General features: G+C 64.1%; 20 protein-coding genes. 10 read left to right on the top strand and 10 right to left on the bottom strand.

Features of this window, described 5'->3' with window-relative positions; genetic code table 11:
• Positions 1 to 167: 167 nt before the first annotated feature.
• Both JQ597_RS30760 and JQ597_RS30755 read left to right on the top strand, forming a co-directional pair.
• Positions 168 to 1829, top strand: coding sequence for a mucoidy inhibitor MuiA family protein (locus JQ597_RS30760; protein ID WP_212269226.1), 1662 nt, complete (start codon positions 168 to 170; stop codon positions 1827 to 1829).
• 186 nt (positions 1830 to 2015) lie between these two features.
• On the top strand, positions 2016 to 2852 hold the full coding sequence (locus tag JQ597_RS30755; RefSeq protein ID WP_212269225.1) for an enoyl-CoA hydratase-related protein: 837 nt from the start codon (positions 2016 to 2018) through the stop codon (positions 2850 to 2852).
• Between the two features lie 188 nt (positions 2853 to 3040).
• Here JQ597_RS30755 and JQ597_RS30750 read toward each other — a convergent pair whose 3' ends face one another.
• The 5 genes from JQ597_RS30750 to JQ597_RS37870 form a co-directional block, all read right to left on the bottom strand.
• Positions 3041 to 4396: an esterase-like activity of phytase family protein gene (locus tag JQ597_RS30750; RefSeq protein ID WP_212269224.1), complete on the bottom strand. Its 1356-nt coding sequence runs from the start codon at positions 4394 to 4396 to the stop codon at positions 3041 to 3043.
• A gap of 141 nt (positions 4397 to 4537) precedes the next feature.
• The gene (locus JQ597_RS30745) at positions 4538 to 5338 is read right to left on the bottom strand and encodes a heme ABC transporter ATP-binding protein (RefSeq protein ID WP_212269223.1); all 801 of its coding nucleotides are present in this window, start codon (positions 5336 to 5338) and stop codon (positions 4538 to 4540) included.
• A complete protein-coding gene (locus JQ597_RS30740; protein WP_212269222.1) occupies positions 5335 to 6438 on the bottom strand; it encodes a FecCD family ABC transporter permease in 1104 nt (367 codons plus the stop codon). Before JQ597_RS30740 ends, JQ597_RS30745 begins: the two co-directional genes overlap by 4 nt.
• Positions 6435 to 7388, bottom strand: coding sequence for a heme/hemin ABC transporter substrate-binding protein (locus tag JQ597_RS30735; protein ID WP_212269221.1), 954 nt, complete (start codon positions 7386 to 7388; stop codon positions 6435 to 6437). Before JQ597_RS30735 ends, JQ597_RS30740 begins: the two co-directional genes overlap by 4 nt.
• A gap of 6 nt (positions 7389 to 7394) precedes the next feature.
• On the bottom strand, positions 7395 to 7601 hold the full coding sequence (locus JQ597_RS37870; RefSeq protein WP_249133696.1) for a hemin uptake protein HemP: 207 nt from the start codon (positions 7599 to 7601) through the stop codon (positions 7395 to 7397).
• A gap of 261 nt (positions 7602 to 7862) precedes the next feature.
• Between JQ597_RS37870 and JQ597_RS30725 the strand changes: the two genes are divergently transcribed.
• The 6 genes from JQ597_RS30725 to JQ597_RS30700 all read left to right on the top strand — a co-directional run bounded on the left by JQ597_RS30725 (position 7863) and on the right by JQ597_RS30700 (position 13363).
• Positions 7863 to 10238 carry a TonB-dependent hemoglobin/transferrin/lactoferrin family receptor gene (locus JQ597_RS30725; protein ID WP_212269220.1) on the top strand — a complete coding sequence of 792 codons (2376 nt, stop codon included), beginning with the start codon at positions 7863 to 7865 and terminating at the stop codon, positions 10236 to 10238.
• A gap of 150 nt (positions 10239 to 10388) precedes the next feature.
• The gene (gene hmuQ / locus JQ597_RS30720) at positions 10389 to 10724 is read left to right on the top strand and encodes a heme-degrading protein HmuQ (protein WP_212207247.1); all 336 of its coding nucleotides are present in this window, start codon (positions 10389 to 10391) and stop codon (positions 10722 to 10724) included.
• 13 nt (positions 10725 to 10737) lie between these two features.
• Positions 10738 to 11253 (top strand): heme utilization cystosolic carrier protein HutX, encoded by a 516-nt coding sequence (gene hutX, locus JQ597_RS30715; RefSeq protein WP_212269219.1) that lies wholly within the window; start codon positions 10738 to 10740, stop codon positions 11251 to 11253.
• 32 nt (positions 11254 to 11285) lie between these two features.
• Positions 11286 to 12080, top strand: a complete 795-nt coding sequence (gene exbB / locus JQ597_RS30710; RefSeq protein WP_212269218.1) for a tonB-system energizer ExbB — start codon at positions 11286 to 11288, stop codon at positions 12078 to 12080.
• 3 nt (positions 12081 to 12083) lie between these two features.
• On the top strand, positions 12084 to 12533 hold the full coding sequence (exbD, locus tag JQ597_RS30705) for a TonB system transport protein ExbD (RefSeq protein ID WP_212269217.1): 450 nt from the start codon (positions 12084 to 12086) through the stop codon (positions 12531 to 12533).
• Positions 12534 to 12538: 5 nt separating this feature from the next.
• Positions 12539 to 13363: an energy transducer TonB family protein gene (locus tag JQ597_RS30700; RefSeq protein ID WP_212269216.1), complete on the top strand. Its 825-nt coding sequence runs from the start codon at positions 12539 to 12541 to the stop codon at positions 13361 to 13363.
• 8 nt (positions 13364 to 13371) lie between these two features.
• On the opposite strand, the gene JQ597_RS30695 is transcribed toward JQ597_RS30700, so the two are convergent.
• From JQ597_RS30695 to JQ597_RS30680, 4 genes are all read right to left on the bottom strand, one after another.
• Positions 13372 to 14274, bottom strand: a complete 903-nt coding sequence (locus JQ597_RS30695) for a carbohydrate ABC transporter permease (RefSeq protein ID WP_192737599.1) — start codon at positions 14272 to 14274, stop codon at positions 13372 to 13374.
• Positions 14267 to 15232, bottom strand: coding sequence for a carbohydrate ABC transporter permease (locus JQ597_RS30690; protein WP_192737598.1), 966 nt, complete (start codon positions 15230 to 15232; stop codon positions 14267 to 14269). The genes JQ597_RS30695 and JQ597_RS30690 overlap by 8 nt, the downstream gene beginning before the upstream one ends.
• Positions 15233 to 15365: 133 nt before the next feature.
• Positions 15366 to 16706 carry an ABC transporter substrate-binding protein gene (locus JQ597_RS30685; protein WP_212269215.1) on the bottom strand — a complete coding sequence of 447 codons (1341 nt, stop codon included), beginning with the start codon at positions 16704 to 16706 and terminating at the stop codon, positions 15366 to 15368.
• A gap of 158 nt (positions 16707 to 16864) precedes the next feature.
• Positions 16865 to 17908: a C-terminal binding protein gene (locus JQ597_RS30680; protein ID WP_212269214.1), complete on the bottom strand. Its 1044-nt coding sequence runs from the start codon at positions 17906 to 17908 to the stop codon at positions 16865 to 16867.
• A 241-nt stretch (positions 17909 to 18149) separates the two neighbouring features.
• Here JQ597_RS30680 and JQ597_RS30675 point away from each other — a divergent pair, with 241 nt between their 5' ends.
• Together JQ597_RS30675 and JQ597_RS30670 are read left to right on the top strand one after the other, a co-directional pair.
• Complete coding sequence (locus JQ597_RS30675; protein WP_212269213.1) at positions 18150 to 19835, top strand: methyl-accepting chemotaxis protein; 1686 nt, start codon at positions 18150 to 18152, stop codon at positions 19833 to 19835.
• Positions 19836 to 19971: 136 nt separating this feature from the next.
• Complete coding sequence (locus JQ597_RS30670) at positions 19972 to 21318, top strand: amidase (RefSeq protein WP_212269212.1); 1347 nt, start codon at positions 19972 to 19974, stop codon at positions 21316 to 21318.
• Positions 21319 to 21418: 100 nt separating this feature from the next.
• Here JQ597_RS30670 and JQ597_RS30665 read toward each other — a convergent pair whose 3' ends face one another.
• Complete coding sequence (locus JQ597_RS30665; RefSeq protein WP_212269211.1) at positions 21419 to 22396, bottom strand: Bug family tripartite tricarboxylate transporter substrate binding protein; 978 nt, start codon at positions 22394 to 22396, stop codon at positions 21419 to 21421.
• Positions 22397 to 22481 lie beyond the last annotated feature (85 nt).

Below are 22481 nucleotides of genomic sequence, written 5' to 3'. Positions count from 1 at the left end.
ACATTGTGCCTATCCGGCGGTCCTGACTCCCGTCGCCGCGGCGCCGCCTCGCATAAGCCTCACGGAAACCCCAATCGAACCAGTTCCTCTCTCGCAACGTCTCATCACCAGGGGTGGTGGGATTTTCGCGTCGCCGTTCAGCAGGCGGCCTTAGGAGAGGGAAACCAATGCGATTGTTTGCCAATAGTCTTGTGACGGCCAGCCTCGTCGTGGTTGCGGCGTTGGCCGCAGCTCCAGTGCGGGCGGCCGATGTATCAGCCAGTTCGGCCGTCGACGCCGTCACCGTCTATCCCGACGGGGCCAGCATCACCCGGGTCATCACCCTCGATCTTCCGGCCGGCGACCACTCGGCCGTGCTGAAGGATTTTCCGCTGACGCTGGACCCGTCCTCGCTGCGGGTCGAGGGCGAGGCGGGGGCAAAACTCACCATTGGCGCCATCGACGCCAAGCCGCCGCGCGCGGCGCCGCCGGTCAATTTGCCCGAACTCGACAAGCGTATCGAGGCGTTGAAGGACCAGCGCGCCGATCTGCAGGGCGCGATCAATTCAGCCGCGGCGCGACGCAAATTCGCCGAGCGGTTTGCGGAAGCCTCGCCGGCCGGGATTGGCGACAAGGGCGAGGCGCGCCCGATTGCCGAATGGCGCGCGGCCTTTGCTGCCGTGGCCGAGGAAGTCGCCACCGCCGACAGCGCGATCCGCGATGCCGAACGCAAGCAGCGCGAGCTCGACCGCGAAATCGCGCGGCTGGAAGCCGACCGGGCGCAGAAGCCGCCGAGCAAGCTCGAGGTCCGGATCGAACTCGCCGCCGCGGCCGCAACCAAGGCCACGCTGCGGGTGACCTATGCGGTGCGCAACGCGCGCTGGACGCCGCTGTATGATGCCCGTTTCGATACCGGCGCCAGGGACCGCAAGCCGGCGCTCGAACTGGTGCGCCGCGCCGAAATCACCCAGAACACCGGGGAAGACTGGTCGAATGTTGCGCTCGCCGTTTCCACCGTGCGCACCGCGCGCGGCGGCAAGGCGCCGGATCTGAATTCGCTGATCGTGCAATATCCGCCGCCGCCGCGGGCTGCCGCATCCATCAGCGGTGGCATGGATGCCGCCAAACCATTGGTTCGCGCGGCGCCGGCGCCGATGACGCAGGAGGCACGCAGCAAGGTAGCTGAGGAGCAACAAGCCACGGCCGAAGTCGACGGTTTCCAGGTCACCTTCAAAATTCCGGGCCGTGTCAGCCTCGGCGCCAGCGAGGGCGCCAAAAGCCTGCGCGTCTCCTCTGCGATCATCGCGCCCGATCTTGCGGTCCGCGCCGTGCCGGTGCTGGACCCGACCGCGTTCCTTGAAGCCAGCTTCAAGCAGACCGAGGACGCGCCCTTGCTGCCCGGCCGTGTCTCGATCTACCGCGACGGCGTGTTCGTCGGCCGCGGCCAGATGGCCGCCGCCGGCAAGGACGAAACCGTGCGGCTCGGCTTCGGCGCCGACGACAAGATCAAGATCGAGCGTACGACCGTCAAGCGTAACGAGGGTTCGGCCGGCCTGATCGTGACGACGTCGAAGACCGATGAGCGCTCGTTCAAGACCACGGTCCGCAACGGCCACGACTTCCCGATCAGAATCGCGATCGAGGATCAACTGCCGGTCAGCGAAGCCGAGGACATCCAGGTCGAGATGCTGTCGTCCTCGACGCCGCCGACCACGACCAATCTGCGCGACAAGCGTGGTGTGCTGGAATGGGCGTTCGAGGCCAAGGCCGGCGAAGTCCGCGACATCGGCTTTGCCTGGCGCGTGCGCTGGCCCAAGGACAAGGGCATCGTGATGACCCCGGCCGGCTGAGCGGCTTGAAATGAAGCGAGGTCGCGGGGTGCTGGTCTGCATTCCGCGACCTTGCTGTCCCTGCTGACTTCCTCTCTGATACCGGCATCAAGCCTAAGGACCGCCCAACACAATTCATTCTGGGTCGACGGGCTCAGCCCGTCACCCCTGAATGAATTGGGGTCCGCGAACAGGGAGAAGCCGCCGATGCCCTACGAACACATTCTCGTCGATGATCCCCGGCCGCGGGTCCGCCGCGTCACGCTCAATCGCCCCGAAAAGCGCAACGCGCTGAACAACCGCCTGCGGGCGGAAGTGTTCGAGGTGCTGGAGCAGGCCGACCGCGATCCTGACATTTCGATCTCGATTGTTCGCGGCGCTGGTCCCTGTTTTTCCGCAGGGTATGATCTGTCGGCGGATAACCGCGTCGACCAGCCCTATCACTCGGCCGCCGGCCCCGGCCAATGGTCGCGGCACGTCGTCGAGGGCTGGTTCGGGATTTGGGATCTTGCAAAACCGGTGGCCGCGCAGGTGCACGGCTATTGCCTTGCCGGTGGCACGGAGCTCGCGACCGCCTGCGATATCGTCTACGTCGCCGACGATGCGCAAATCGGCTATCCGCCGGTACGGCTGATGAGCCCGCCCGACATGCAGTATCACCCGTGGCTGGTCGGCATGCGCCGCGCCATGGAGCTGATGTTGACCGGCGACGCGATGTCCGGCCGCGAGGCCGCCGAATGGGGGTTTGCGACGCGGTCGTTTCCGCTCGAAGAGCTCGATGCGCGCACGCTGGATTTCGCCGAGCGCGCCGCCAAAGTGCCGATCGAATTGCAGCAGCTCAACAAGCGATCGGTGCACCGCGCGATGGAAATCATGGGCGCCCGCGCCGCGATGCGCGCCGGCACCGAAATCCAGGCGCTGGCGTTCACGACGGAGGCTTCCCGGAACTACATGTCGACGTTCCGCCGCGACGGTGGAAGCGTGAAATCACAGCTCGACCAGCGTGACGCGACGTTCGGGGATTATCGGACAAGGAAGGAGTAGGGCCGCTTCTTACCTCGCCCCGCTTGCGGGGAGAGGTCGGATCACATCGCAGATGTGATCCGGGTGAGGGGGTACAGGTCCAACCTTTAACACTAACTGTGTCGAGAGAGCCCCTCACCCCGACCCTCTAAGAGCGAGCTTCGCTCGTCTCGACCCCGTGAAGGACGGGGAGAGGGAGGAGTCACGGCTCACTTCGCCTTCAAAAATTCACCCACTTCCAGCAGCACGAACTCGTTGTCGTCGGCCTTGTTGGGATCGCGGCTCGAGGAGAACGGCAGGTTGTTGTCGTTGCCGACGATGATGTGCGTGTCATCGACGCGGTCGACGTTCTCGATGGTGAAGAACGGGAACGTTAGCACGCCGTCATTGAGCGGCTTCCTTGCCTTCTTGTCGGGATCGCGGATTTTCATCAGGTCGATATAGGCGATCTTGCGCACCGGCTTGCCGGCGTTGGCGTCGTTAAGCTCGACCTTGTAGACGCGCTTGAATTTGGCCAGGTCCGGGAAGCAGTTTTCACCGCGGGTGCCTTGCGGGCAGGCCTTGTCCGCGGTGCCTTCGCCATTGTCGCGCTCGATGATCAGGCCGGAGGAGGCATCGATCATGTTGAAATCGCCGATCGCGTGGCCGTTGGCCTCGAACACATAGTGCCAGTAGCGCCCGGTGAATTTTTCCGCCGCGACGTCGAATTCGAGGATTCGCGCGGCTTCCTTGCCGTCGACCTTTTCAACATCCTTTTTCTCGGCATCCCATAGCGGGCCTTCCAGCAGGCCGTAGAGGAACTTGCCGTCCTTCGATCCGCCAAAGCCTTCATAGCCCTTGGAGCGGCGCAGGTTGACAGTGGTGTAGCTGGCTCCGGGCGCGCCCGGCGACTGCACCGACCAGTGATCGGGCGACCGCACCGGCTTGCCGTCGGCGGTGGTGTCGAACACGGCGAGCACTTTCCCGGTCTTGTCGGCTTTCAGGATGTAGGGACCGAATTCATCGCCGATCCAGAAGGTGTCGCCGATGATCTGGAAACCTTCGGTGTCGAAGTCGGCGCCGGTGAGGTAGCGCTTGGCGGTGGCTTCGTGGACGATGCGGAACGGCACCTTCTTTTCGGGGTCATGCAGGAAGACGGTTTCCTGGCGGTCGATCTTGCCGGTCGTCCAGTCGATCTTGTGTCGATTGAGATACAGCATCGAGTCGGCGGAGTTATAGCGCGAGCCCATGCCGTTGTCGGTGAGCACCCAGAACGAACCATCTGCCATCACCTTGATGCCGGAATGGCCCTGCAGCGGCTGGCCCTTGAAGGGCAGCGAGACGCCGGTCGGGCGCTCATAGGATTTTCCCATCACGCTGCCGACGGCATCCACGCGGCGACCGGTGGTGTATTTGCCTGATGTCTTGAGATCATCAGGCGCGTCGGCGGGGGCCTCGACAAAGGATTGCGCGGGGAGGACGGCGTGGCCCTTCAGCGTGGCGGGAAACTCGCCTTCGCCTTGCGCAAACGCGGCACCTGTAGCCAGAAAGACAGAGGCGACGGAACAGAGCAGTGACATGCGCATGGTAAGATCTCCTGTGAGAAGCGATGCCGTGTTCTCGGAGGACCTTGCAACAGCCATCTGACAGTTTTGTGAAACGCCGGTGATGCCGTTGGATAATCGTGCGGCCTTACGCCGCCCGCGCGCACGAGGATCCTTGGGCGGCTACCGGGTCGCGACCGGTCGCATGGTTTGCGGCAGCAGGAACGGTACGCCATGGTCGGTATATTCGACCGTGACATCCACCTCGAAGATGCGGCGGATGGTTTCGGCCGTGATGGCGTCGGTGCGGCCGCCGTCGATCGCCAGCCTGCCGCGGTGCAAGAGCACGATCCGGTCGGCGAAACGCATCGCCAGGTTGAGGTCGTGCAGCACCGCGATCACGGCGGTGCCGCCCCGCGCGCGCAGCTTGGCGGTTTCCACCAGGTCGATCTGGTGGCGCATGTCGAGGCTCGAGGTCGGCTCATCCAGGAGCAGCAATCCCGGCCCGTGCTGCGCCTCGCCGCAGGCGAGTTGCACCAGCACGCGGGCAAAATGCGCGCGCTGTTGTTCGCCGCCGGACAAAGTCGGCAATTGCCGGTGGCTGAAGCGCTCCAGCCCGACCTCGTGCAGCGCCGTCTCGACCAGCCTTTGCGCGGCGGCGCGGCTGTTGTCGCCGGCCCCCATGGCGACGATCTCTTCGACCGTGAACGGGAAGGTGACGGTGACATGCTGCGACAGCATGGCGCGATGCTGAGCCAATTGGCGCGGTCTGTAGGCGTCAATGTCGCGCCCCTTGAGTTTGACATGGCCGCGGGTCGGGCGGAGGTCGCCGGACAGCATCCGCAACAGCGTTGATTTACCCGCGCCGTTGGGCCCGACGATCGCGACCATCTCGCCGGCAGCGACGCGAAGGTCGATGGCGTCGACCAGGGTCGCGTCGCCGATCCGCAGCGAGACCGAGCGCGCTTCGAGGATCGGGTTCATAGCCCGACCAGCCCGCGCTGGCGCAGCAGCATGGCGAGGAAGAACGGCGCGCCGACCGCCGCGGTCAGGATGCCGATCGGCATTTCCGCAGGCGCAACGATGGTGCGAGCCAGCGTATCGGCGCCGACCAGCAGGATCGCACCTGATAATACCGAGGCCGGCAGCAGCAGCCGGTGCGCCGGGCCGATCACCAGCCGCAACAGATGCGGCACCACGATGCCGACAAATCCGACGACGCCGCAGATCGACACCGCGACGCCGGTCATCGCCGACACCAGCACGATCGAAATCCGCTTCAGCCGCTCGACGTCGACGCCGCTGTGAAACGCTTCGGCCTCGCCGAGCACCAGCACGTCGAGCCCGCGGCCAATCCACAGGCAGGCGATCAGGGCGAACAGAAGTACCGGCGCCAGCGTGGCGACCTTGGGCCAGGTCGCGCCGCTCAGCGATCCCAGCAGCCAGAAGGTGATGTCGCGCAACTGGCGATCGTCGGCGATGAACACCAGAAGCCCGATGCCGGCATTGGCGATGGCGGCGATCGCCAGCCCCGCCAGCAGGAAGATCGCAATCGAGGTCCGGCCCGAACGGCTGGCGATGCCGTAGAGCACGATGGTGGTCGCCAGCGAGCCGAAGAAGGCCGCGAGCGGCAGCAACTGGTTCTGCATGAAGCGCAGGCTTTCGCCGAGATGGCTGTCGGTGAACACGATCGCGCAGGCCGCCGCAAAGGCGCCGCCGCTGGAGACGCCGACGAGGGCAGGATCGGCCAGCGGATTTCGAAACAGCCCCTGCATGATGGCGCCGGACGCGGCGAGCAGGCCGCCAACCATCGCCGCCGCCGCGATCCGCGGAATCCGGATCGACCACAGCACGAGCTGATCGCGCGCCGCCAGCGGATGCGGCGACGCATCGCTCCACAGGCCGAGGGCCGCCGGAAGCCGTGACAGCGGAATTCCCGCAGCACCCATCGTGAGCGCGATCAGCGCGGCACCGGCCAGCGCCAGCAGCAACCCAACCAGCGTCAGCGTGGTGGCGGGCCGCAGCGTGGTGCCGCTGCGACGCTGTTTCGCGCCGTCCGCCTCGGCCGGTGCCGCCGCGGTCATTGCCGGCAATTTGCCGTCAGCGCGGCCGGCGTGAAGCTCGCAGCCTGCGGCGCCAGCGCCGGATAAAGCTTGACCGAGAGATCGCGCGCAGCGGCGGCGGTGCGCGGGCCGAAGCCGAGCAGATAGAGGCCTTCCATCGAGATGAAGGCCTTGTTCGTCACCACGGGCGTCATCGCGAAGGCCGGATGGACGTAGACCGCTTCGGCTTCCAGCGAATCCTTGCTGCGCTGGATCGAGAGCACGACGTCGGGCCTGGCCGCGACGATCGCCTCGTCATTGATGATCTTGTAGCCCTCATAGCTGTCGATCGCATTGACGCCGCCGGCCAGCGCGATGATTTCATTGGCCGCGGTCTTCTGGCCCGCCGCCATGGCGCGGCCGTTGAGCAGCGACATCACGAACATCACGCGCACGGGTTTTGTCACTTTGGCGCGCAGCGCACGCAGCTGCGCCAGGTCGCCGGATACCGCCGCGGTCAGGCATTCCGCCCGCGCGTCGGCGCCCATGGCGTGGCCGACCAGCTTGATCTTGTCGAGCAGGCCCTGTTCGGAAAAGGTTTCGGGCACCAGCACCAGCGGCACCTTCGCCGCCTCCAGCACGTCCATGGTTTCCTTCGGCCCAGATCCCTGCACGGCGAGCACGAGCGAAGGGTTGAGCCCGAGCACGCCCTCGGCCGAGAGCTGGCGCATATAGCCGACATTGGGTTTGTCGCGCAGCGCCGACGTCGGATAGAGGCTGGTCGCATCGACACCGGCCAGCCGGTCCTCGAAGCCCAGCGCGTAGAGGATCTCGGTGATGGCGCCGCCGATCGAAACGATCCGCGCCGGATCCGAGATCGTGACGTCGCGGTTGCGCGCGTCATGCACCGTGATGCCCGCCGCAAGCGCGGCGCCGCCAATGGCGAAGGCGCAAGTGGTGGCGAGCAGAGCGAGTGTGCGACAGATTGCCATCAGGGATCACTTGGTCAGGATCAGCTTGTTTTGCGACGTCAGCCGCAAGCGGTAATTCTCTTCGCCGTGTGCAATGATGATCTCGCGTTCGGTTGCAAACAGCTCGCGGCTGTCGAGCCGGTTGCCGCTCATGACCACCGATCGCCCCGCAACAGGGGGATCCCCTGCTTTCCCAGTGGCGTCTCCGAGTTTGTCTCCGGAAGGTGCGGCCATCTAATTCTGTTGTGCCCCAAAGAAGTTCTTATGATCCAACCTTGTATAGTTGGGCCGAAGCGCAATCCAACCGTGGCAATTTACAATAGATATAAAGTGTGCCCTGCGGTCATTGACCGTCCCGACGCCACCGCTTAACCAATTATGACAGAATGCGGGCGGGGGAGCCCGCGTTCGAAAAGTGGTAGCCAGCAAGCAGCTCGCACGTCGCGTAGCGCCCGCCAGCCAGACCCGAGAAATAGATAACAGGTTGGGGTTGTTATGGCTGACGGGGCTAGGTATCCGCGCGCCCTTCTTTTGGGTGCGTCGGTGGTGTCATTTGCATTGCTGATGGGCGATGCCGCGGTTGCGCAGACCGCGGACACGCAGGAGACCGGTCGTCCATCGGAGCGGAAAAAACAGGCCAAGCGCAAGCCCGCCAAACCGCAAGCGGAGCAGCAGGCAAGCGCGCCGGTGTTGAATGCGTACGCGCAGGTCGGCCGCGCACCGGTGCAGTCGCTCGATACCATCACGGTTGCGGCATCGAAGACCGAAGAGCGCGCGATCGACGCGCTGGCGCCGGTCAGCGTCGTGACGCTCGAACAGATCCAGGGGCGTCAGGCCTCTACGGTCGGCGATCTCCTCTACAATATCCCCGGCGTCTGGGTACAGAATCGCGGCGATGAGCCGTCCACCGCAATCAACATTCGCGGCCTGCAGGATTTCGGCCGTGTCGCCGTGGTGGTCGACGGCGCCCGGCAGAATTATCAGCGCACCGGCCATTTTGCGAACGGCTCGTTCTTCCTCAATCCCGAACTGATCGCCGGAATCGATATCGTGCGCGGCCCGACCGCGAATATCTACGGCTCCGGTGCGATCGGCGGCGTGGCCTCGTTCCGCACCAAGGACATCGAAGACGTGGTGCGGCCGGGCGAGCGCTGGGGCGTGGATGCCAAGACGATTCTTGGAACCAACTACGGCCGTGCGATGGGTTCGATCTTCGGCGGCGTTCACGTCAACCCGAACGTTGATGTATTTGCCGGCGGCACCTACAGCACGCAGGAGAACTACAAGGACGGCACCGGCTATGAGGTTGCCAATACCGGAAACCGTCTCAACAGCGGTATCGGCAAGCTGACGGTGCGCCCGGCCGACGGGCACGAGGTCAAGCTCGGGGCGATATTCCAGGAGAATATCTACAGCGTCGGCCAGCCGCCGCGCCGCGCCGGTGATCCTAATTCGACCAATGCGAACGGCACCAACAACCTCAACGGAACGTCGATCTACGCGACCAACGTGAAGAACTACACCACCACGCTCGGCTGGAAATATTCGAAGCCTGAGGACAAGTGGTTCGATTGGGACGCGAAGGTCTACTGGAACCGCACCGACAACGACCAGATCAAGACGGGACATACGACCACGACGGCATCGACCTATTGCGGCGGAGTCCCCGGAAATGCGGTCTCCGGCTGTATCGGCAGCAACCGTGGATATCTGCTCGACACTGTCGGTGTCGACGTTCACAACACGACACGTTTCGAGACCTATGACTGGCGTCACGCCGTTACCTACGGGCTCGATGCGTTCCAGGACAAGGTATCGACCGAAGACCTTCGCGGAACCTCCGAGGTTACGACTCCGGGCGGCCGGCGCACGGTGTCCGGCGGCTTCGTGCAGTGGAAGGCCAACTACACCTCGATGCTCGAAGTGGTGGGCGCTCTGCGTTACGACAATTACAAGCTGGAATCGGGGACGACGTCCTCCAGCGGCGACCGCTTGTCGCCGAAGATCACGGTCGGCCTGATGCCCCTGGCCGTGGTGACGCCCTATGTCAGCTATGCTGAAGGCTACCGCGCGCCGTCGATCACCGAGACGCTCGTCAACGGCCCGCATGCCGGCGCCACCCCGCAAGACTCGTTCTTCCGCTGTCCGTCGGGCACGCCGGGTCCCGGCGCCGATTCGACATTCTGCTTCGTGCCCAATCCGAACCTGCGGCCCGAGGTCGGTAAGACCAAGGAAATCGGCTTCAATCTGAAGAAGAACGACGTGTGGGTTGCCGGCGACAGCATCCGCGGCAAGTTCAACTTCTTCCGCAACGATATTACCGACTACATCGATCAGGTTGCGTTCGGAACGCCGGTCGTCGTTCCGGGCTTTGGTAGTTTCTTCCCGTTCCTGCAGTACCAGAACGTTGCGAGGGCCAGGATCCATGGTTTCGAGGCCGAGGCCATGTATGACGCCCAACTCTGGTTCCTCGGGGTCGCCGGAACCTTCCAGGAAGGCAAGAATCTTCAGACGAATCTCGGTTTGTACAGCGTCCCGCCGCAGAAAATCACGACAACGGCTGGTTTAAGATTCCTCGAGAATAAGCTGGTGGTCTCCGTGATGTGGACGTCGGCGAAGGCAAACAGGGACATTCCGGTGACCTATACGCCGGCAACGTCGTACGATCTCGTCAACCTGTATCTTCAATACAAGCCGACGCCCGACCTAGTCCTCAACCTCTCTGCCGAGAATATCTTCAACACGTACTACCGGCCTTACGCCATCCCGGTCGGCAGCACCGGCGACACGCAGAACGACGTGAAATGGGCGAGTGCGGGTCCTGGAATGGTCTTCAAGGGCGGTCTCAAATATCATTTCGGAGGCACCTGATCGGAGTAAGAACAACCGGCGCTCTTGTTTAAGAGATTGCCGCCATCAAGGCTCCGGACCGTGCTGATGTCCCAGCGCGGCCTCGGAGCATTTCTGCGTTACGATATGATCGGGGCCAAACCGGCTACGACGACAACCAAGGAGATTTCCATGTTTATCGCGATGAACAGGTTTCAGGTGAAGTTGGGCCAGGAGCAGGCTTTCGAGACGGTGTGGGCGACGCGGGAGTCCTATCTCGGCAACATGGCCGGCTTCGTCGAATTCCATCTGCTCAAGGGTCCGGTAGCCGACGACCACACGCTGTATTCGTCGCACACCACCTGGGTCGACAAGGCCGCATTCGAGGCCTGGACCCGCTCGGAAGAGTTCCGCCGCGCCCACGCCCGCGCCGACAACAAGACCGGCGAAAGCCTGTACCTCGGCCATCCCAAGTTCGAAGGCTTTGAGGTGATCCAGTCCGAGCGCAAAACCAGCGCCGCCGCCTGACCGGGAGGCCTGCATGTCGAGCACGCAGAACGCCGATCTCAAGGCGTATATGGCGGAAAATCCGGGCGCCGTGATCGAGGACGTTGCGCGCGAGCGCAACGTCACGCCGCGCGCGGTGATCGAGGCGCTGCCCGGGACGATGGTCCGCATCGGTGCCGGCAGCCATTTCGCCGCCGCGATGCAGGACATCGCGCAATGGGGCGACGTGACGCTGATCGTCCATACCAGCGATGCGATTTTCGAGTTCACCGGCGCCATCCCGGCGGGCGAGGTCGGCCGCGGCTATTTCAACCTGATGCAGCCGAAGGGATTGCACGGCCATCTCAGGCATGAACGCTGCGACGCGGTCGCCTTTGTCGAGCGCCCCTTCATGGGCAAGGCATCGGCCTTCGTCGCCTTCATCAATGTCGATGGCGGCATCATGTTCAAGGTGTTTGTCGGCCGCGACGAGACCCGCGCGTTGCGCGGCGATCAGCTGAAGCGTTTTCAGTCGCTCGCCGACAGCCTTGCTTCGGCAAAGGCGGCCTAGCCAACCGCGTTGTTGTCAGCCGGGAGGTAATCATGCAGCAGAATGTGCTCAGATCGGCGATCGGTAGGCTGGCGGCCTTGTTCGGCGCTGGCGTGGTAGCATGCCCGGGGGCGGCGCTTGCCGCAACTGATACCGCACTACTGCCGCGAAATCTTTCGCCATGGAACATGTTCGTCAACGCCGACATCGTGGTGCAAGCCGTGATGGTCGGACTGGCGTTTGCCTCGCTGGTGACCTGGACGATCTGGCTGGCGAAAACGCTCGAGGTCAGGCGCAAGACCGCGACCGCCAGGCGGCGGATCTCCCTGCTCGAGGCCGATACGGTGCTCGCCGACGTCGAGAAGCAGTGCCGTGGCGGCGGCGACGCGGTGGCGCAGATCGTGCAGTCCGCGGCGCGCGAAGCCAGCCTTTCCGGCGGCATCGCCGATGACGGTTTCAAGGAGCGGATCGCGCTGCGGCTGGAGCGGGTCGAGGCCGCGATGTCGCGGCAGATCGCGCGCGGCACCGGCGTGCTCGCGACCATCGGCGCCACCGCGCCGTTCGTCGGCCTGTTCGGCACGGTGTGGGGCATCATGAATGCCTTCATCGGCATTTCCGAAGCCCACACCACCAATCTCGCGGTGGTCGCGCCCGGCATCGCCGAGGCGCTGCTGGCGACCGCGCTGGGGCTGGTGGCGGCCATCCCCGCGGTGGTGATCTACAACCATCTGACGCGCACGATCTCGGCCCACCGTGCGCTGCTTGGCGACGCCTCTGTCATGGTCATGCTGCTGATCAGCCGCGAGGGCGATCGCGGCTCGTTCCGGCTGGCGCGCGCCGCGGAGTGAATCATGGGCGCTAGATTGGGCACACGCGCAAGCTTCGGCGGCCGGTCGCGCGGCGGCGACGACGATCTGGCCGAGAATCACGAGATCAATGTCACGCCGTTCATCGACGTGATGCTGGTGCTGCTGATCATCTTCATGGTCGCCGCGCCGCTTGCCACCGTCGACCTCGGCGTCGATCTGCCCGCCAGCGCGGTCGAACCGGCGCCGCGTCCGGACAAGCCGGTGTTCGTCACGGTGAAGCCGGACCTGTCGGTCGCGGTCGGCGAGGACATCATCGCGCGCGACACGCTGACCGCGACGCTCGATGGCGCCACCAGGGGCCGCAAGGACGAGCGGATCTATCTGCGCGCCGACAAGGCGGTCAGCTATGGCGACCTGATGGAGGTGATGAACCTGCTGCGCAACGCCGGCTATCTCAAGGTCGCGCTGGTCGGCCTCGACGGACGTACCTGACCGCCATGAATGCGTTCGCGCTGCATGACGCCACTGATCACGCCGGGGTGCGGCGCTGGGGCACGTCGAGCATTGCGATCCTCGCAGCGCATGCCGCGCTGATCGCGCTGTTCATGACCTGGTACACGCAGCGGCCGCCGCCGGGCGCTACCTTGCCTGCGATCATGGTGGACATGTCGCCGGTATCGGCGGCGCCGCAATCGACTGAGCTGGAGCGCGCCCCTGACCAGCTGATGGAGCAGGCCGACGCCTCGCCGCCGGAGCCGGTCAAGCAGCAGGAGGTGGTCGAGGAGCAGATCGCGCCGACCCCGCCGCAGGAGAAGCCCGAGGTGGTGGCGCCGCCCGAGCAGAAGGTGGAAATGAAGCCGGCGGCCGAGCCCGCCAAGCCCGTCCCGACCGCCACGCCGACACCGGTCAAGCCAAAGGTGGTCCGACCCGACGCGAAGAAGCCGAACCAGGCGACACCCGCGCCGCGCACCGCGGCGCCGCCCCGTGTTGAACGTCAGGCCCAGGCCGCCTCCGCGGCCAGCGCCGGTACATCGGCCTCGGCGCTCGCATCCTATAATCAGCGCGTCCGCGCGCATCTGATGCGTTTCCACCAGTACCCGTCGGGCGCCAACGGCCAGCGCGGCGTCGCGCGGCTGTCCTTTACGGTGAGCCGGGGCGGACAGGTCAGCGGAGGCCGCCTCAGCGGATCGTCGGGCGTTGCCGCGCTCGACGCGCAGGCCTCGGCGATGATTCGTCAGGCTTCCCCATTTCCCCCGATCCCGCCCGAAATCCAGCAGGGATCGATCAGCTTCACGATCCCTGTGGCGTTTACGGTCAGATAATCGGTCGTCTATTCCTTCACCGCGCCGGTCAGCGACGAGACGTAATAGTCGACGAACAGCGAGTAGAACAGCGCGACCGGCAGCGAGCCGAGCAGCGAGCCCGCCATCAGCGCGCCCCACTGATAGACGTCGCCGGTGACGAGTTCGGTCAGGATCGCGACGGGAACGGTCTTGTTGGCGCCGCTCTGGATGAAGGCCAGCGCGTAGATGAACTCGTTCCAGGACAGCGTGAACGAGAAGATGCCGGCCGAGATCAGGCCGGGCACCGCCAGCGGCAGCGTGATCCGCCGCAGGATCTGCAGCCGCGTCGCGCCATCGACCAGCGCGCATTCCTCCAGCTCATAGGGGATCGACTTGAAGTAGCCGATCAGGAGCCAGGTGCAGAACGGCACCAGGAAGGTCGGATACACCAGGATCAGCGCCATCGGCGAGTCGAACAGGCCGAATTGCACGATCACGGTGGCCAGCGGAATGAACAGGATCGAGGGCGGCACCAGATAGGCGAGGTAGATGCCAAGGCCCACGTAAGGGCTGCCGCGGAAGCGCAGCCGTTCGATCGCATAAGCGGCCAGCGTCGAGGCGAACAGCGACAGGAAGGTCGAACCAACCGCCACGAACATCGTGGTCTTCAGCCAGGTCGGATACGCGGTATTGAACAGCAAATGCTTGATGTGGGCGATCGTCGGCGAGGTGATCCAGAACGGGTTGTGCTCCTTGTAGTTCAGAAGTTCCGCGTTCGGTTTGAACGAGGTGATCGCCATCCAGTAGAACGGGAACAGCAGGATCAGCACGAAGCAGGACAGCGGCAGATAGATCATCATCACCCGCCGCGCCCGCGAATCCCACGACATCGTATCCGGCGTGGCGCTGGCGACATTGCTGTTGCCCGGTGAGGCGGCTACGTCAGTCATTGGCTTCTCCTTGCTGCCATTTGCGGCGGGCGAGGCCGAAGTAGCTGAACAACGTCGCGAAAACCAGGAACGGGATCATCGACACCGCGATTGCCGCACCCTCGCCGAGCTCGCCGCCGGCGATGCCGCGCTGGAACGCCAGCGTTGCCAAGAGATGCGTCGAATTGACCGGCCCGCCACGGGTAATGGCGTAGACCAGCTGGAAGTCGGTGAAGGTGAAGATGATCGAGAAGGTCATCACGATGGCTAGAATGGGCATCATCATCGGCAGCGTGATGAAGCGGAAGCGCTGCCAGGCGGTGGCGCCGTCCAGCATCGCCGCCTCATAGAGCGAGGGCGAGATGGTCTGCAGGCCCGCCAGCAGCGAGATCGCCACGAACGGAATGCCGCGCCAGATGTTGGCGACGATCAGCGAGAACCGCGCCGGCCACGGCGTGCCGAGGAAGTCGATGTTTGTGGTGCGGACGTGCAGCACGTCGACCAGCAAATAGGAAATGATCGAGAATTGCGGGTCGTAGATCCACCAGAACGCCAGCGCCGACAGCACCGTCGGCACGATCCACGGCAGCAGGATGATGGCGCGGAGCAGGCTCTTGAGCGGGAAGTGGTTGTTGAGCAGCAGCGCCAGCCAGAAGCCGAGCGCAAATTTTCCGATGGTCGCGACCGCGGTGTAGAACACGCTGTAGAACACCGCGTTCCACCACAAGGGATCCTTCAGCAAATACTGGAAGTTCTCCAGACCGATGAAGACGCCGCGCTGGCCGATGGTGGTGTCGGTGAAGGCGAGCCAGACGCCGAGGCCGAGCGGGTAGGTGAGGAACACCGCCAAGAGGCCGATCGCCGGCGCAAGGCACATCACGATCAGGAACGGCTTGTAGTCGAACAGGCGCACGATCCAGCCCGGTTGCCGCTGCTCAATGATGCGTCGAGGTCGAGAAGGTAGGGTCGTCACAGACATTAGATGGTTGTCCCGACTTGGTCAGTGTCATTCCGGGGCGATGCGAAGCATCGAACCCGGAATCTCGAGATTCCGGGTCTGGTGCTCGCGCACCATCCCGGAATGACGGAATTTTACTTCTGCAGCGACGGCGTTACCGCTCCTGGCGCCGGAAGTAACGCTTCGCACGCTGCTCCGCCTCAGCGGCGGCGGTTTCCGGCGTCGAGGCGCCGGTCGCAACCGCTGCGCACATCTGCACCAGCACGTAATCGGCGTTGACAGCACCCGTTGCGGTCGTGATCGGGCCCTTGTAGCCGTCGTAATACGTGCTCTGCATGGTGTTCTTGAAGATCGCGACCTTGGGATCCTCGGACCAGACCTTGGCTTCGGCGTAGGCGGCCAGCGGTTGCGACCAGTAGCCGGAGTTGGCGTTGAGCCACGGTTCGTACTGGTCCTTTTCCAGCATGAATGTCAGGAAGGCCTTGGCGGCGTTGGGGTACTGGCTGTGCTTGAACAGCATCGCGTTCAGTGTCAGGCCCGCCATCGGCGAAATCTTGGCATTGCCCTTCGGCAGCAATTGATGCTCGCTGTCCTCGGCGATCGCCTTGGTCGCCGGATCGTTCTTCAGCGAGAAATACAGCGAGACGCCGTTGGCGGTCAGCGAGATTTCCTGCGCGGAGTAGGCGCGGTTGTTGCTCACGTCGTTCCACGACGGCGTGCCGGCGATGAAGGTCGCGTACAGTTCCTTGACCCATTTCAGCGCCGCGATGGTCTCCTTGCTGTTGATGACGATGTTACCGGATTCATCGAGCAGGGCAGCGTTATGCGACCACAGTACCCAGTTGGCAAAGCCGTTGCCGTCGCCCTTGGCGTTGCCGAGCGCGAAGCCGGCCGGCTTGCCGGCCTTCTGCAGCTTCTGGCACAGTTCGAGAATTCCGGCGTGATCTTCCGGGACTGTGTCGTACCCGACCGACTTCAGGATCGACTTGCGGTAGATCAGGGGGCCGGCGGTCGCGCCGAACGGCAATCCGATCCAGGCACTGCTCTTGCTGCGCTTGCCGTACGTCTGCGCCAGCGGCAGCCAGCCGCCGTAGCGCTTGCCGAGGTAATCGGCGACGTCGCTCAGTTCGACCAGTTTGTCGACGTAAATGTGCGGCGCGTCGGAGAAGCCGATGATCATGTCCGGACCGGCGCCGGAATTCGAGGTCACCGCGGTCTGCTGATTGATGTCTTCCCAACCGACGAAGTCGACCTTGACCTCGACCCCGGTCTCCTTGGTGAACTTGGCGGCATTGGCGCGGAACACGTCCTCGTCGGCCTGCACGAAGCGAACCGGGCGCAGCATGCGCAAGGAGGCGCCTTTTTCGATCGCAAACTTGGGCACCGGAACATCGGCGGCCTTGATGGGCGATTGCGCCGATGCGCCGGTTGCGGCGAGCGCGGCGGCGGAAACGCCCAATACCAGCGCGTCGCGGCGGGTAATATCGTTCTTCATCATAATCGTCTCCCTGTTTTTCCTGCTCCCGGCGTTGATCGCCGATGAACTTCGCGGCCTCCGGTTCCCAGCGGAACCGAAGGGTAGTGTTTTCTTCCCGGTGCGTTTTCCCGGGCGCGGACCGTTCTCCGCTTCGCCCGACGACGCGTTCGGCCGTCCTAGCTGTTGGGACCGCGATCCATGCTGACGGGCTGCCAGCGACGAAGCGAGGTGTTTTGCAGCACCGACGGATTGACGCAGCTTACCGGCCACATTCCGGACAGCACCAGTGACAATTCGTAGCCCACACGGCGCTTGCGCGCTTCGTCGAAACGTGCCGATGCCGAGGCGACATGCGCCGTCAGCGTGACGTTTTCCATCGAGAGCATCGGGTTGTTGTGCGACGGCGGCTCGGTTTCCAGCACGTCGAGGGCGGCATGCGCGATCCAGCCCTCCTGCAGCGCCTTGATCAGCGCTTCCTCGTTCACGGTGGCGCCGCGGCCGGTATTGATGAAGATTGCGCTCTTCTTCATCTGCTTGAAGTGCTTCTCGCCCAGCATGTGATGCACCTCCGGCCGTGCCGGTGCGTGCATCGACAGGAAATCCGACTGCGACAGCACCTCCGACAGGGTCGCCGGGAGCACGCCATGGTCGGAAATCAGGGTTTCCTGGATGAAGGGGTCATAGGCGATCATCCGCAGGCCAAACGGGGCTGCGCGCTTGGCGACCGCGCGGGCCACCCGGCCGAACGAGATGAAGCCGAGCGTCTGCCCCATCAGCCGCGGAATCTTCAAAAGCTGGGGCCGACCTTCGGACCAGCGGCCGGTGCGGACCATCTTGTCCTGCTCGACCAGGCGGCGGAAGCCCGAGAGCAGCAGCATCATGGCGTGGTCGGCGACCTCCTCGATGAAGGTGTCGGGGATGTTGGTGACGGGGATGCCGCGGGCGGTAGCGGCTTTGACGTCGACGCTGTCGACCCCGACGCTGCCGAGCGTGATGACCTTGCAATTATCGAGGGCGTCGATGACCGTTTTCGAGATCCGCATGCCCTTGGCGTAGATGGCATCGGCGGTGCGGGCGGCAGCGATGAATTCCGCCTCGTTGGCCGGCGCCTCGATGATTTCGGCCCCGATCGGGTCCAGCGCCTCCATTTCATAGTTGTAGCCGCCGCCGGCGACCGTGAAACTCGCGCCTTTCGGCGTCAGCACCCTGAATTTTGACATTTCCTGCTCCCGATTTGACCGTTCGGTGTTGATTATGGCCGCGGCAGCTCGCCGTTGCCTCCCGAATTTTACGCGCCCTGATCAGTTTCTCGCACAATCCCGGCGCATAGAGACCAATGTTTTTTGCATGTCGGGGCTTCTACGGAGAGGCTTCGTAACAAAGCGCTAAAGGCTCGCACGATAACGTGCGGCGAATCAATTCGCCAATCGCGTCCCCTGCGCATTCCCCGGAGATTCCCCTGTGAAGCTTTCAAATCTGAAGATCACCCCCAAGCTCGGTATCTTGGTGGGGGTGACGCTGCTCGGCCTGTGCGCCGCCGGCGTGCTCGCGGGCTACCTGATGCAGCGCGAGATGCTGAACGCGCGCATCGACCAGACCAGGGCGATCGTCGATATGGCGCTCAACATGGCCGCCGGCCTGAAGAAGCAGGTCGATGCCGGCCAGATGACCAAGGAAGCGGCCATCGCCGAGTTCGGCAAGCGCGGAAACACCCTGACCTACGACAAGGGCGCCGGCTATCTGTTCGGCACCGCCTATAACGGCATCACCATCATGGCGCCCAATCCGGCGCAGGTCGGCACCAACCGCATGGACGTGGTGACCAACGGCCGAAAACTTTCCCAGGAACTGATGGATGGCGTCAAGGCCAACGGTTCGATCCTGCTCACCTACGAATATATGAAGCCCGGCGAGGAAAAGCCGATCCGCAAGATGGGCTACGCGGTGGCGGTCCCCGGCTTCGACATGTATGTCGGCACCGGCGCCTATCTCGACGATCTCGATGCCAAGCTGAAGCCGATCGCGTGGCTGCTGGGGCTCGCCATTCTCGGCATCGGCGTGATCGCGGGCAGCATCGCCTGGATGATCGGTCGCAGCATCTCAAAGCCGCTCGGCGAACTCGGCGCCCGCATGCAGGCGCTGGCCGACGGCAAGCTCGACGGTGAAATTCCCGGGCTCGGGCGCGGCGACGAGGTCGGTGCGATGGCGGCAACCGTGCAGATCTTCAAGGACAACGCGGTGCGGATCCGCGGCCTCGAACAGGCCGAAGCGGCGACACAGGCGCGCGCTGCAGCCGAACGCCGCAACGCGATGGAGAACATCGCCAGCGATTTCGAGCGCAGCGTCAACGGCATCGTCCGCTCGGTATCGACAGCCGCCACCGGCATGCAGAGCACGGCGCAATCGATGACGGCGACCGCCAGCGACGCCAGTGCGCGCGCTGCCACGGTTGGCGCGGCATCGGAAAGTTCGTCGAACAATGTCGGCACGGTCGCGGCCGCAGCCGAAGAGCTGTCGAGCTCGGTGGCCGAGATCGCCCGCCAAGTGGCGCGTTCCAGCGACATCGCCAGCAAGGCGGTCGGCGATGCCGAGCGCACCAACTCCACCGTCCAGGCGCTCTCCACGGGTGCCGAGAAGATCGGCGAGGTCGTCAAACTGATCCACTCGATCGCTGCTCAAACCAATCTGCTGGCGCTCAATGCGACGATCGAAGCGGCGCGCGCCGGTGACTCCGGCCGCGGCTTTGCGGTCGTCGCCTCCGAAGTGAAGGCTTTGGCCAACCAGACCGCGAAGGCGACCGAGGAAATCTCGGCCCAGGTCGCGGCGATGCAGGCTTCCACCAGCGAGGCGGTCTCCTCGATCGGCGGCATCACCGAAACCATCGCGCAGATGAGCGAGATCACCGTGAGCATCTCGACGTCGATCGAACAGCAGGGCGACGCGACACGCGAGATCGCGCGCAACATCCAGTCAGTGGCGGCGGGATCGAGCGAGATCAGCGCCCATATCGGCGGCGTCACCACGGCGGCGGCAGCCACCGGCAAGGCGGCGTCCGACGTGCTCTCGAACGCGCGCGAGCTCGACAATCAATCCGGCATGCTGCGCAACGCGGTCGACGAATTCCTCGTCAAGGTCCGGGCGGCGTAACCAGTTCTCGGCGCTAATCTCTTCATGCCCGGGATTTCGCGAAGCGCGCCTTCGCGATGTCCCGGGCATGATGCTTTTGGACCGGGGGCGGGCCTGCTATTCTGCCGTCTTGAGCTAATTTTTCCCGGAAGCTGGCATGACCGATCGACGCGCGCGTCCCGTATCCAATTCGGAAGCAGGGGTTCTTGAGCTTCTGCGTCTATTTGGCGACAGCCAGCCAATGGCGGACGAATATGCGGCCTTGTGCCTGCAGAAGGCGAAAGCCCTCGAGCCCGCGCTGAGAGCGTTTGAATACCTGCCTGTCGATACCGCGCGGCGGCCAGGCCCGCTCTCGGGCATTCCGGTGGCGATCAAGGATATCATCGCCACATCGGATATGCCGACGACGAACGGTTCGCCCGTCTATGCCGGTCAGGTTCCAGCCGCAAATGCCTGGGTGGTCGAGCGGTTGCGCAATCTCGGCGCGACGATCTTCGGCAAGACGGTATCGACCGAATTCGCCTGGCGACATCCGGGACCGACGGTCAACCCCTGGAATCGCGAGCATACGCCGGGCGGATCTTCGTCAGGTTCGGCGGCCGCCGTTGCCGCGGGACTGGTGCCGCTGGCGCTCGGCACCCAGACCCTCGGTTCGATCATCCGGCCTGCCGCGTTCAACGGCATCGTCGGATTCAAGCCGAGTTTCGGCGCCATCCCTCGCATCGGCGCGCATCCGCTCAGCCCGTCGCTTGACCATGTCGGCTTCTTTGCCCGGCGGGTCGATGATGTCGCGTTCGCATTGTCGCATCTGGCCGGCTCGAGCGATCGCGATCTCCATGGCCGGCCGTTGCCTGCCTTTACCGTCGAGATCGACACCGGTCTGCCGCCACTGAACAAGCCGCGCCTTGCCGTCGTGCGTTTTGCGAAATGGTCGCGCGTTGAAGGCGAACAGCAGAAGGTGTTCGACGCTGCAATCGACAAATTGCGTGGCGAGGGCGCCATTCTGGAGGAACTTGAATTATCCGAACTCGACGACGCGAACTGGACGACGATCAATTGCATCCTGTCGAGCGAGGCTGCCCAGATATTCGCCGATCTCGTCGCAAATTATCCGGACCGTACCAGTGATCACCTGAAGTCGCTCGTCGAGAGCGGCAAAACTCATTCGGCGACCGGCTACCTTGCGGCCAAGGCGTTCCAGGATGCCTGGCGCCACAGGCTGACTTCGGAAATGTCGGGCTATGATGCCGTGCTGACATTGCCTGCGTTTGGCGAAGCCCCGCGCGGCCTGCACTATACCGGCGACGCGGAATATTGCGCGCCGTGGACCTTGCTCGGCGTGCCGGCCGTCACCCTTCCGGCCGGATTCGGCAAGAATGGTCTTCCGCTCGGCCTTCAAATCGTCGGCCCGTATCTGAGCGATCATCGTATGCTGCGGGTCGCGAAATGGATTGAAGGCGCTTTGGGCTTCGAGCCAGGTATTCCGACCGGCCTCGCTTCGTAGGGTGGGCAAAGCGCAAGCGTGCCCACCAATCCAGATCACGGTCCGTCGGTAGATGGTGGGCACGGCGCGATGCGCCTTTGCCCACCCTACGATCTACCCCCTACTGCTTCTCGATCCCCGCGTCGGTGATCAGCTTTTCCCACAGCACCAGCTGCTCCTTCAGGAACGCGTCGAACTCTTCCGGCGTGCTCGAGAAGGCCTCCATGCCGCGCTCGGCGAGCTGGCTCTTGGTGTCCGGCCGCTCGACGATCTTGCGGATTTCCGCGTTCAGCCTGGTGACCATGTCCTTCGGCATATTGGCCGGGCCGAAATAGCCCTGCCATGAGCTGATGTCGAAACCCTTCACCGTGGCGTCCATGGTGGGCAGGTGCGGCAGCAGGGCGGAGGGTTTTTTGGTGGTGACGGCCAGCGACTTCAGTGCCTTGCCGTTGACATGCGGCAATCCGGTCAGGACGTCGATGAACATCATCGAGACGCGGCCGGCGATCACGTCGGTCAGCGCCGGCGGCGAACTCTTGTAGGGGACGTGCAGCAGGTCGATGCCGGCGAGGCGGGCAAACGTCGCGCCGGAGACGATCGCCGACGAACTGCCGCTGGCGTAGGAGTATTTGCCCGGCTCCTTCTTCGCCAGCGCAATCAGTTCGGCGACCGAATTGGCGGGAATGTCGGGATGGATCACCAGCATGAAGGGCAGGTCGCCGGTCCGCGCGATCGGCGTGAAATCCTTGATCGGATCGTAGCTCATGGTCTTGAGCAGATACGGATTGGCCGAATGCGTGGTGTTGGTCGTCACGAACAGCGTGTAGCCGTCCGGCGCCGAACGGGCGACATAGCTCGCCGCGATCGAACCATTGGCGCCCGCCTTGTTCTCGACCACCATGCCGACACCGAGCGCGGTGCCGAGTTCCTTGGAGATGATCCGCGTCGTGGTGTCGGTGCCGCTGCCGGCGGCGAACGGCAGCACCAGCGTGATGTTGCGGTTCGGATAGGGGGCCTGCGCGGAAGCCGCTGATGCCAGTGCCAGCATCAAAGGCGTTAGCACTGCAATGCGCCGGTATCGTTGCAAAAAAGCGATCATAAGGTCGTTTCCTCGGTGGGTTTATTGACGGTTGGCGGGCAAGCTAGCCTGCCCGGAGCGAAAGCGGAAGGCGGCTAGGCGCTAC

This window comes from Bradyrhizobium sp. AUGA SZCCT0177 (assembly GCF_018130125.1).
Lineage (GTDB): Bacteria > Pseudomonadota > Alphaproteobacteria > Rhizobiales > Xanthobacteraceae > Bradyrhizobium.
Note: the sequence above shows the minus strand (reverse complement) of the source record. Positions and strands in the feature narration are given on the sequence as shown.

Coding starts and splice junctions, on each gene's coding strand:
- JQ597_RS37870 (WP_249133696.1), bottom strand. CDS start 7,601: ATGGCCGCACCTTCCGGAGACAAACTCGGAGACGCCACTGGGAAAGCA.
- JQ597_RS30735 (WP_212269221.1), bottom strand. CDS start 7,388: ATGGCAATCTGTCGCACACTCGCTCTGCTCGCCACCACTTGCGCCTTC.
- JQ597_RS30740 (WP_212269222.1), bottom strand. CDS start 6,438: ATGACCGCGGCGGCACCGGCCGAGGCGGACGGCGCGAAACAGCGTCGC.
- JQ597_RS30670 (WP_212269212.1), top strand. CDS start 19,972: ATGACCGATCGACGCGCGCGTCCCGTATCCAATTCGGAAGCAGGGGTT.
- hmuQ (WP_212207247.1), top strand. CDS start 10,389: ATGTTTATCGCGATGAACAGGTTTCAGGTGAAGTTGGGCCAGGAGCAG.
- JQ597_RS30725 (WP_212269220.1), top strand. CDS start 7,863: ATGGCTGACGGGGCTAGGTATCCGCGCGCCCTTCTTTTGGGTGCGTCG.
- JQ597_RS30750 (WP_212269224.1), bottom strand. CDS start 4,396: ATGCGCATGTCACTGCTCTGTTCCGTCGCCTCTGTCTTTCTGGCTACA.
- JQ597_RS30755 (WP_212269225.1), top strand. CDS start 2,016: ATGCCCTACGAACACATTCTCGTCGATGATCCCCGGCCGCGGGTCCGC.
- JQ597_RS30665 (WP_212269211.1), bottom strand. CDS start 22,396: ATGATCGCTTTTTTGCAACGATACCGGCGCATTGCAGTGCTAACGCCT.
- JQ597_RS30685 (WP_212269215.1), bottom strand. CDS start 16,706: ATGAAGAACGATATTACCCGCCGCGACGCGCTGGTATTGGGCGTTTCC.
- JQ597_RS30680 (WP_212269214.1), bottom strand. CDS start 17,908: ATGTCAAAATTCAGGGTGCTGACGCCGAAAGGCGCGAGTTTCACGGTC.
- JQ597_RS30700 (WP_212269216.1), top strand. CDS start 12,539: ATGAATGCGTTCGCGCTGCATGACGCCACTGATCACGCCGGGGTGCGG.
- JQ597_RS30745 (WP_212269223.1), bottom strand. CDS start 5,338: ATGAACCCGATCCTCGAAGCGCGCTCGGTCTCGCTGCGGATCGGCGAC.
- hutX (WP_212269219.1), top strand. CDS start 10,738: ATGTCGAGCACGCAGAACGCCGATCTCAAGGCGTATATGGCGGAAAAT.
- exbB (WP_212269218.1), top strand. CDS start 11,286: ATGCAGCAGAATGTGCTCAGATCGGCGATCGGTAGGCTGGCGGCCTTG.
- JQ597_RS30695 (WP_192737599.1), bottom strand. CDS start 14,274: ATGACTGACGTAGCCGCCTCACCGGGCAACAGCAATGTCGCCAGCGCC.
- exbD (WP_212269217.1), top strand. CDS start 12,084: ATGGGCGCTAGATTGGGCACACGCGCAAGCTTCGGCGGCCGGTCGCGC.
- JQ597_RS30760 (WP_212269226.1), top strand. CDS start 168: ATGCGATTGTTTGCCAATAGTCTTGTGACGGCCAGCCTCGTCGTGGTT.
- JQ597_RS30690 (WP_192737598.1), bottom strand. CDS start 15,232: ATGTCTGTGACGACCCTACCTTCTCGACCTCGACGCATCATTGAGCAG.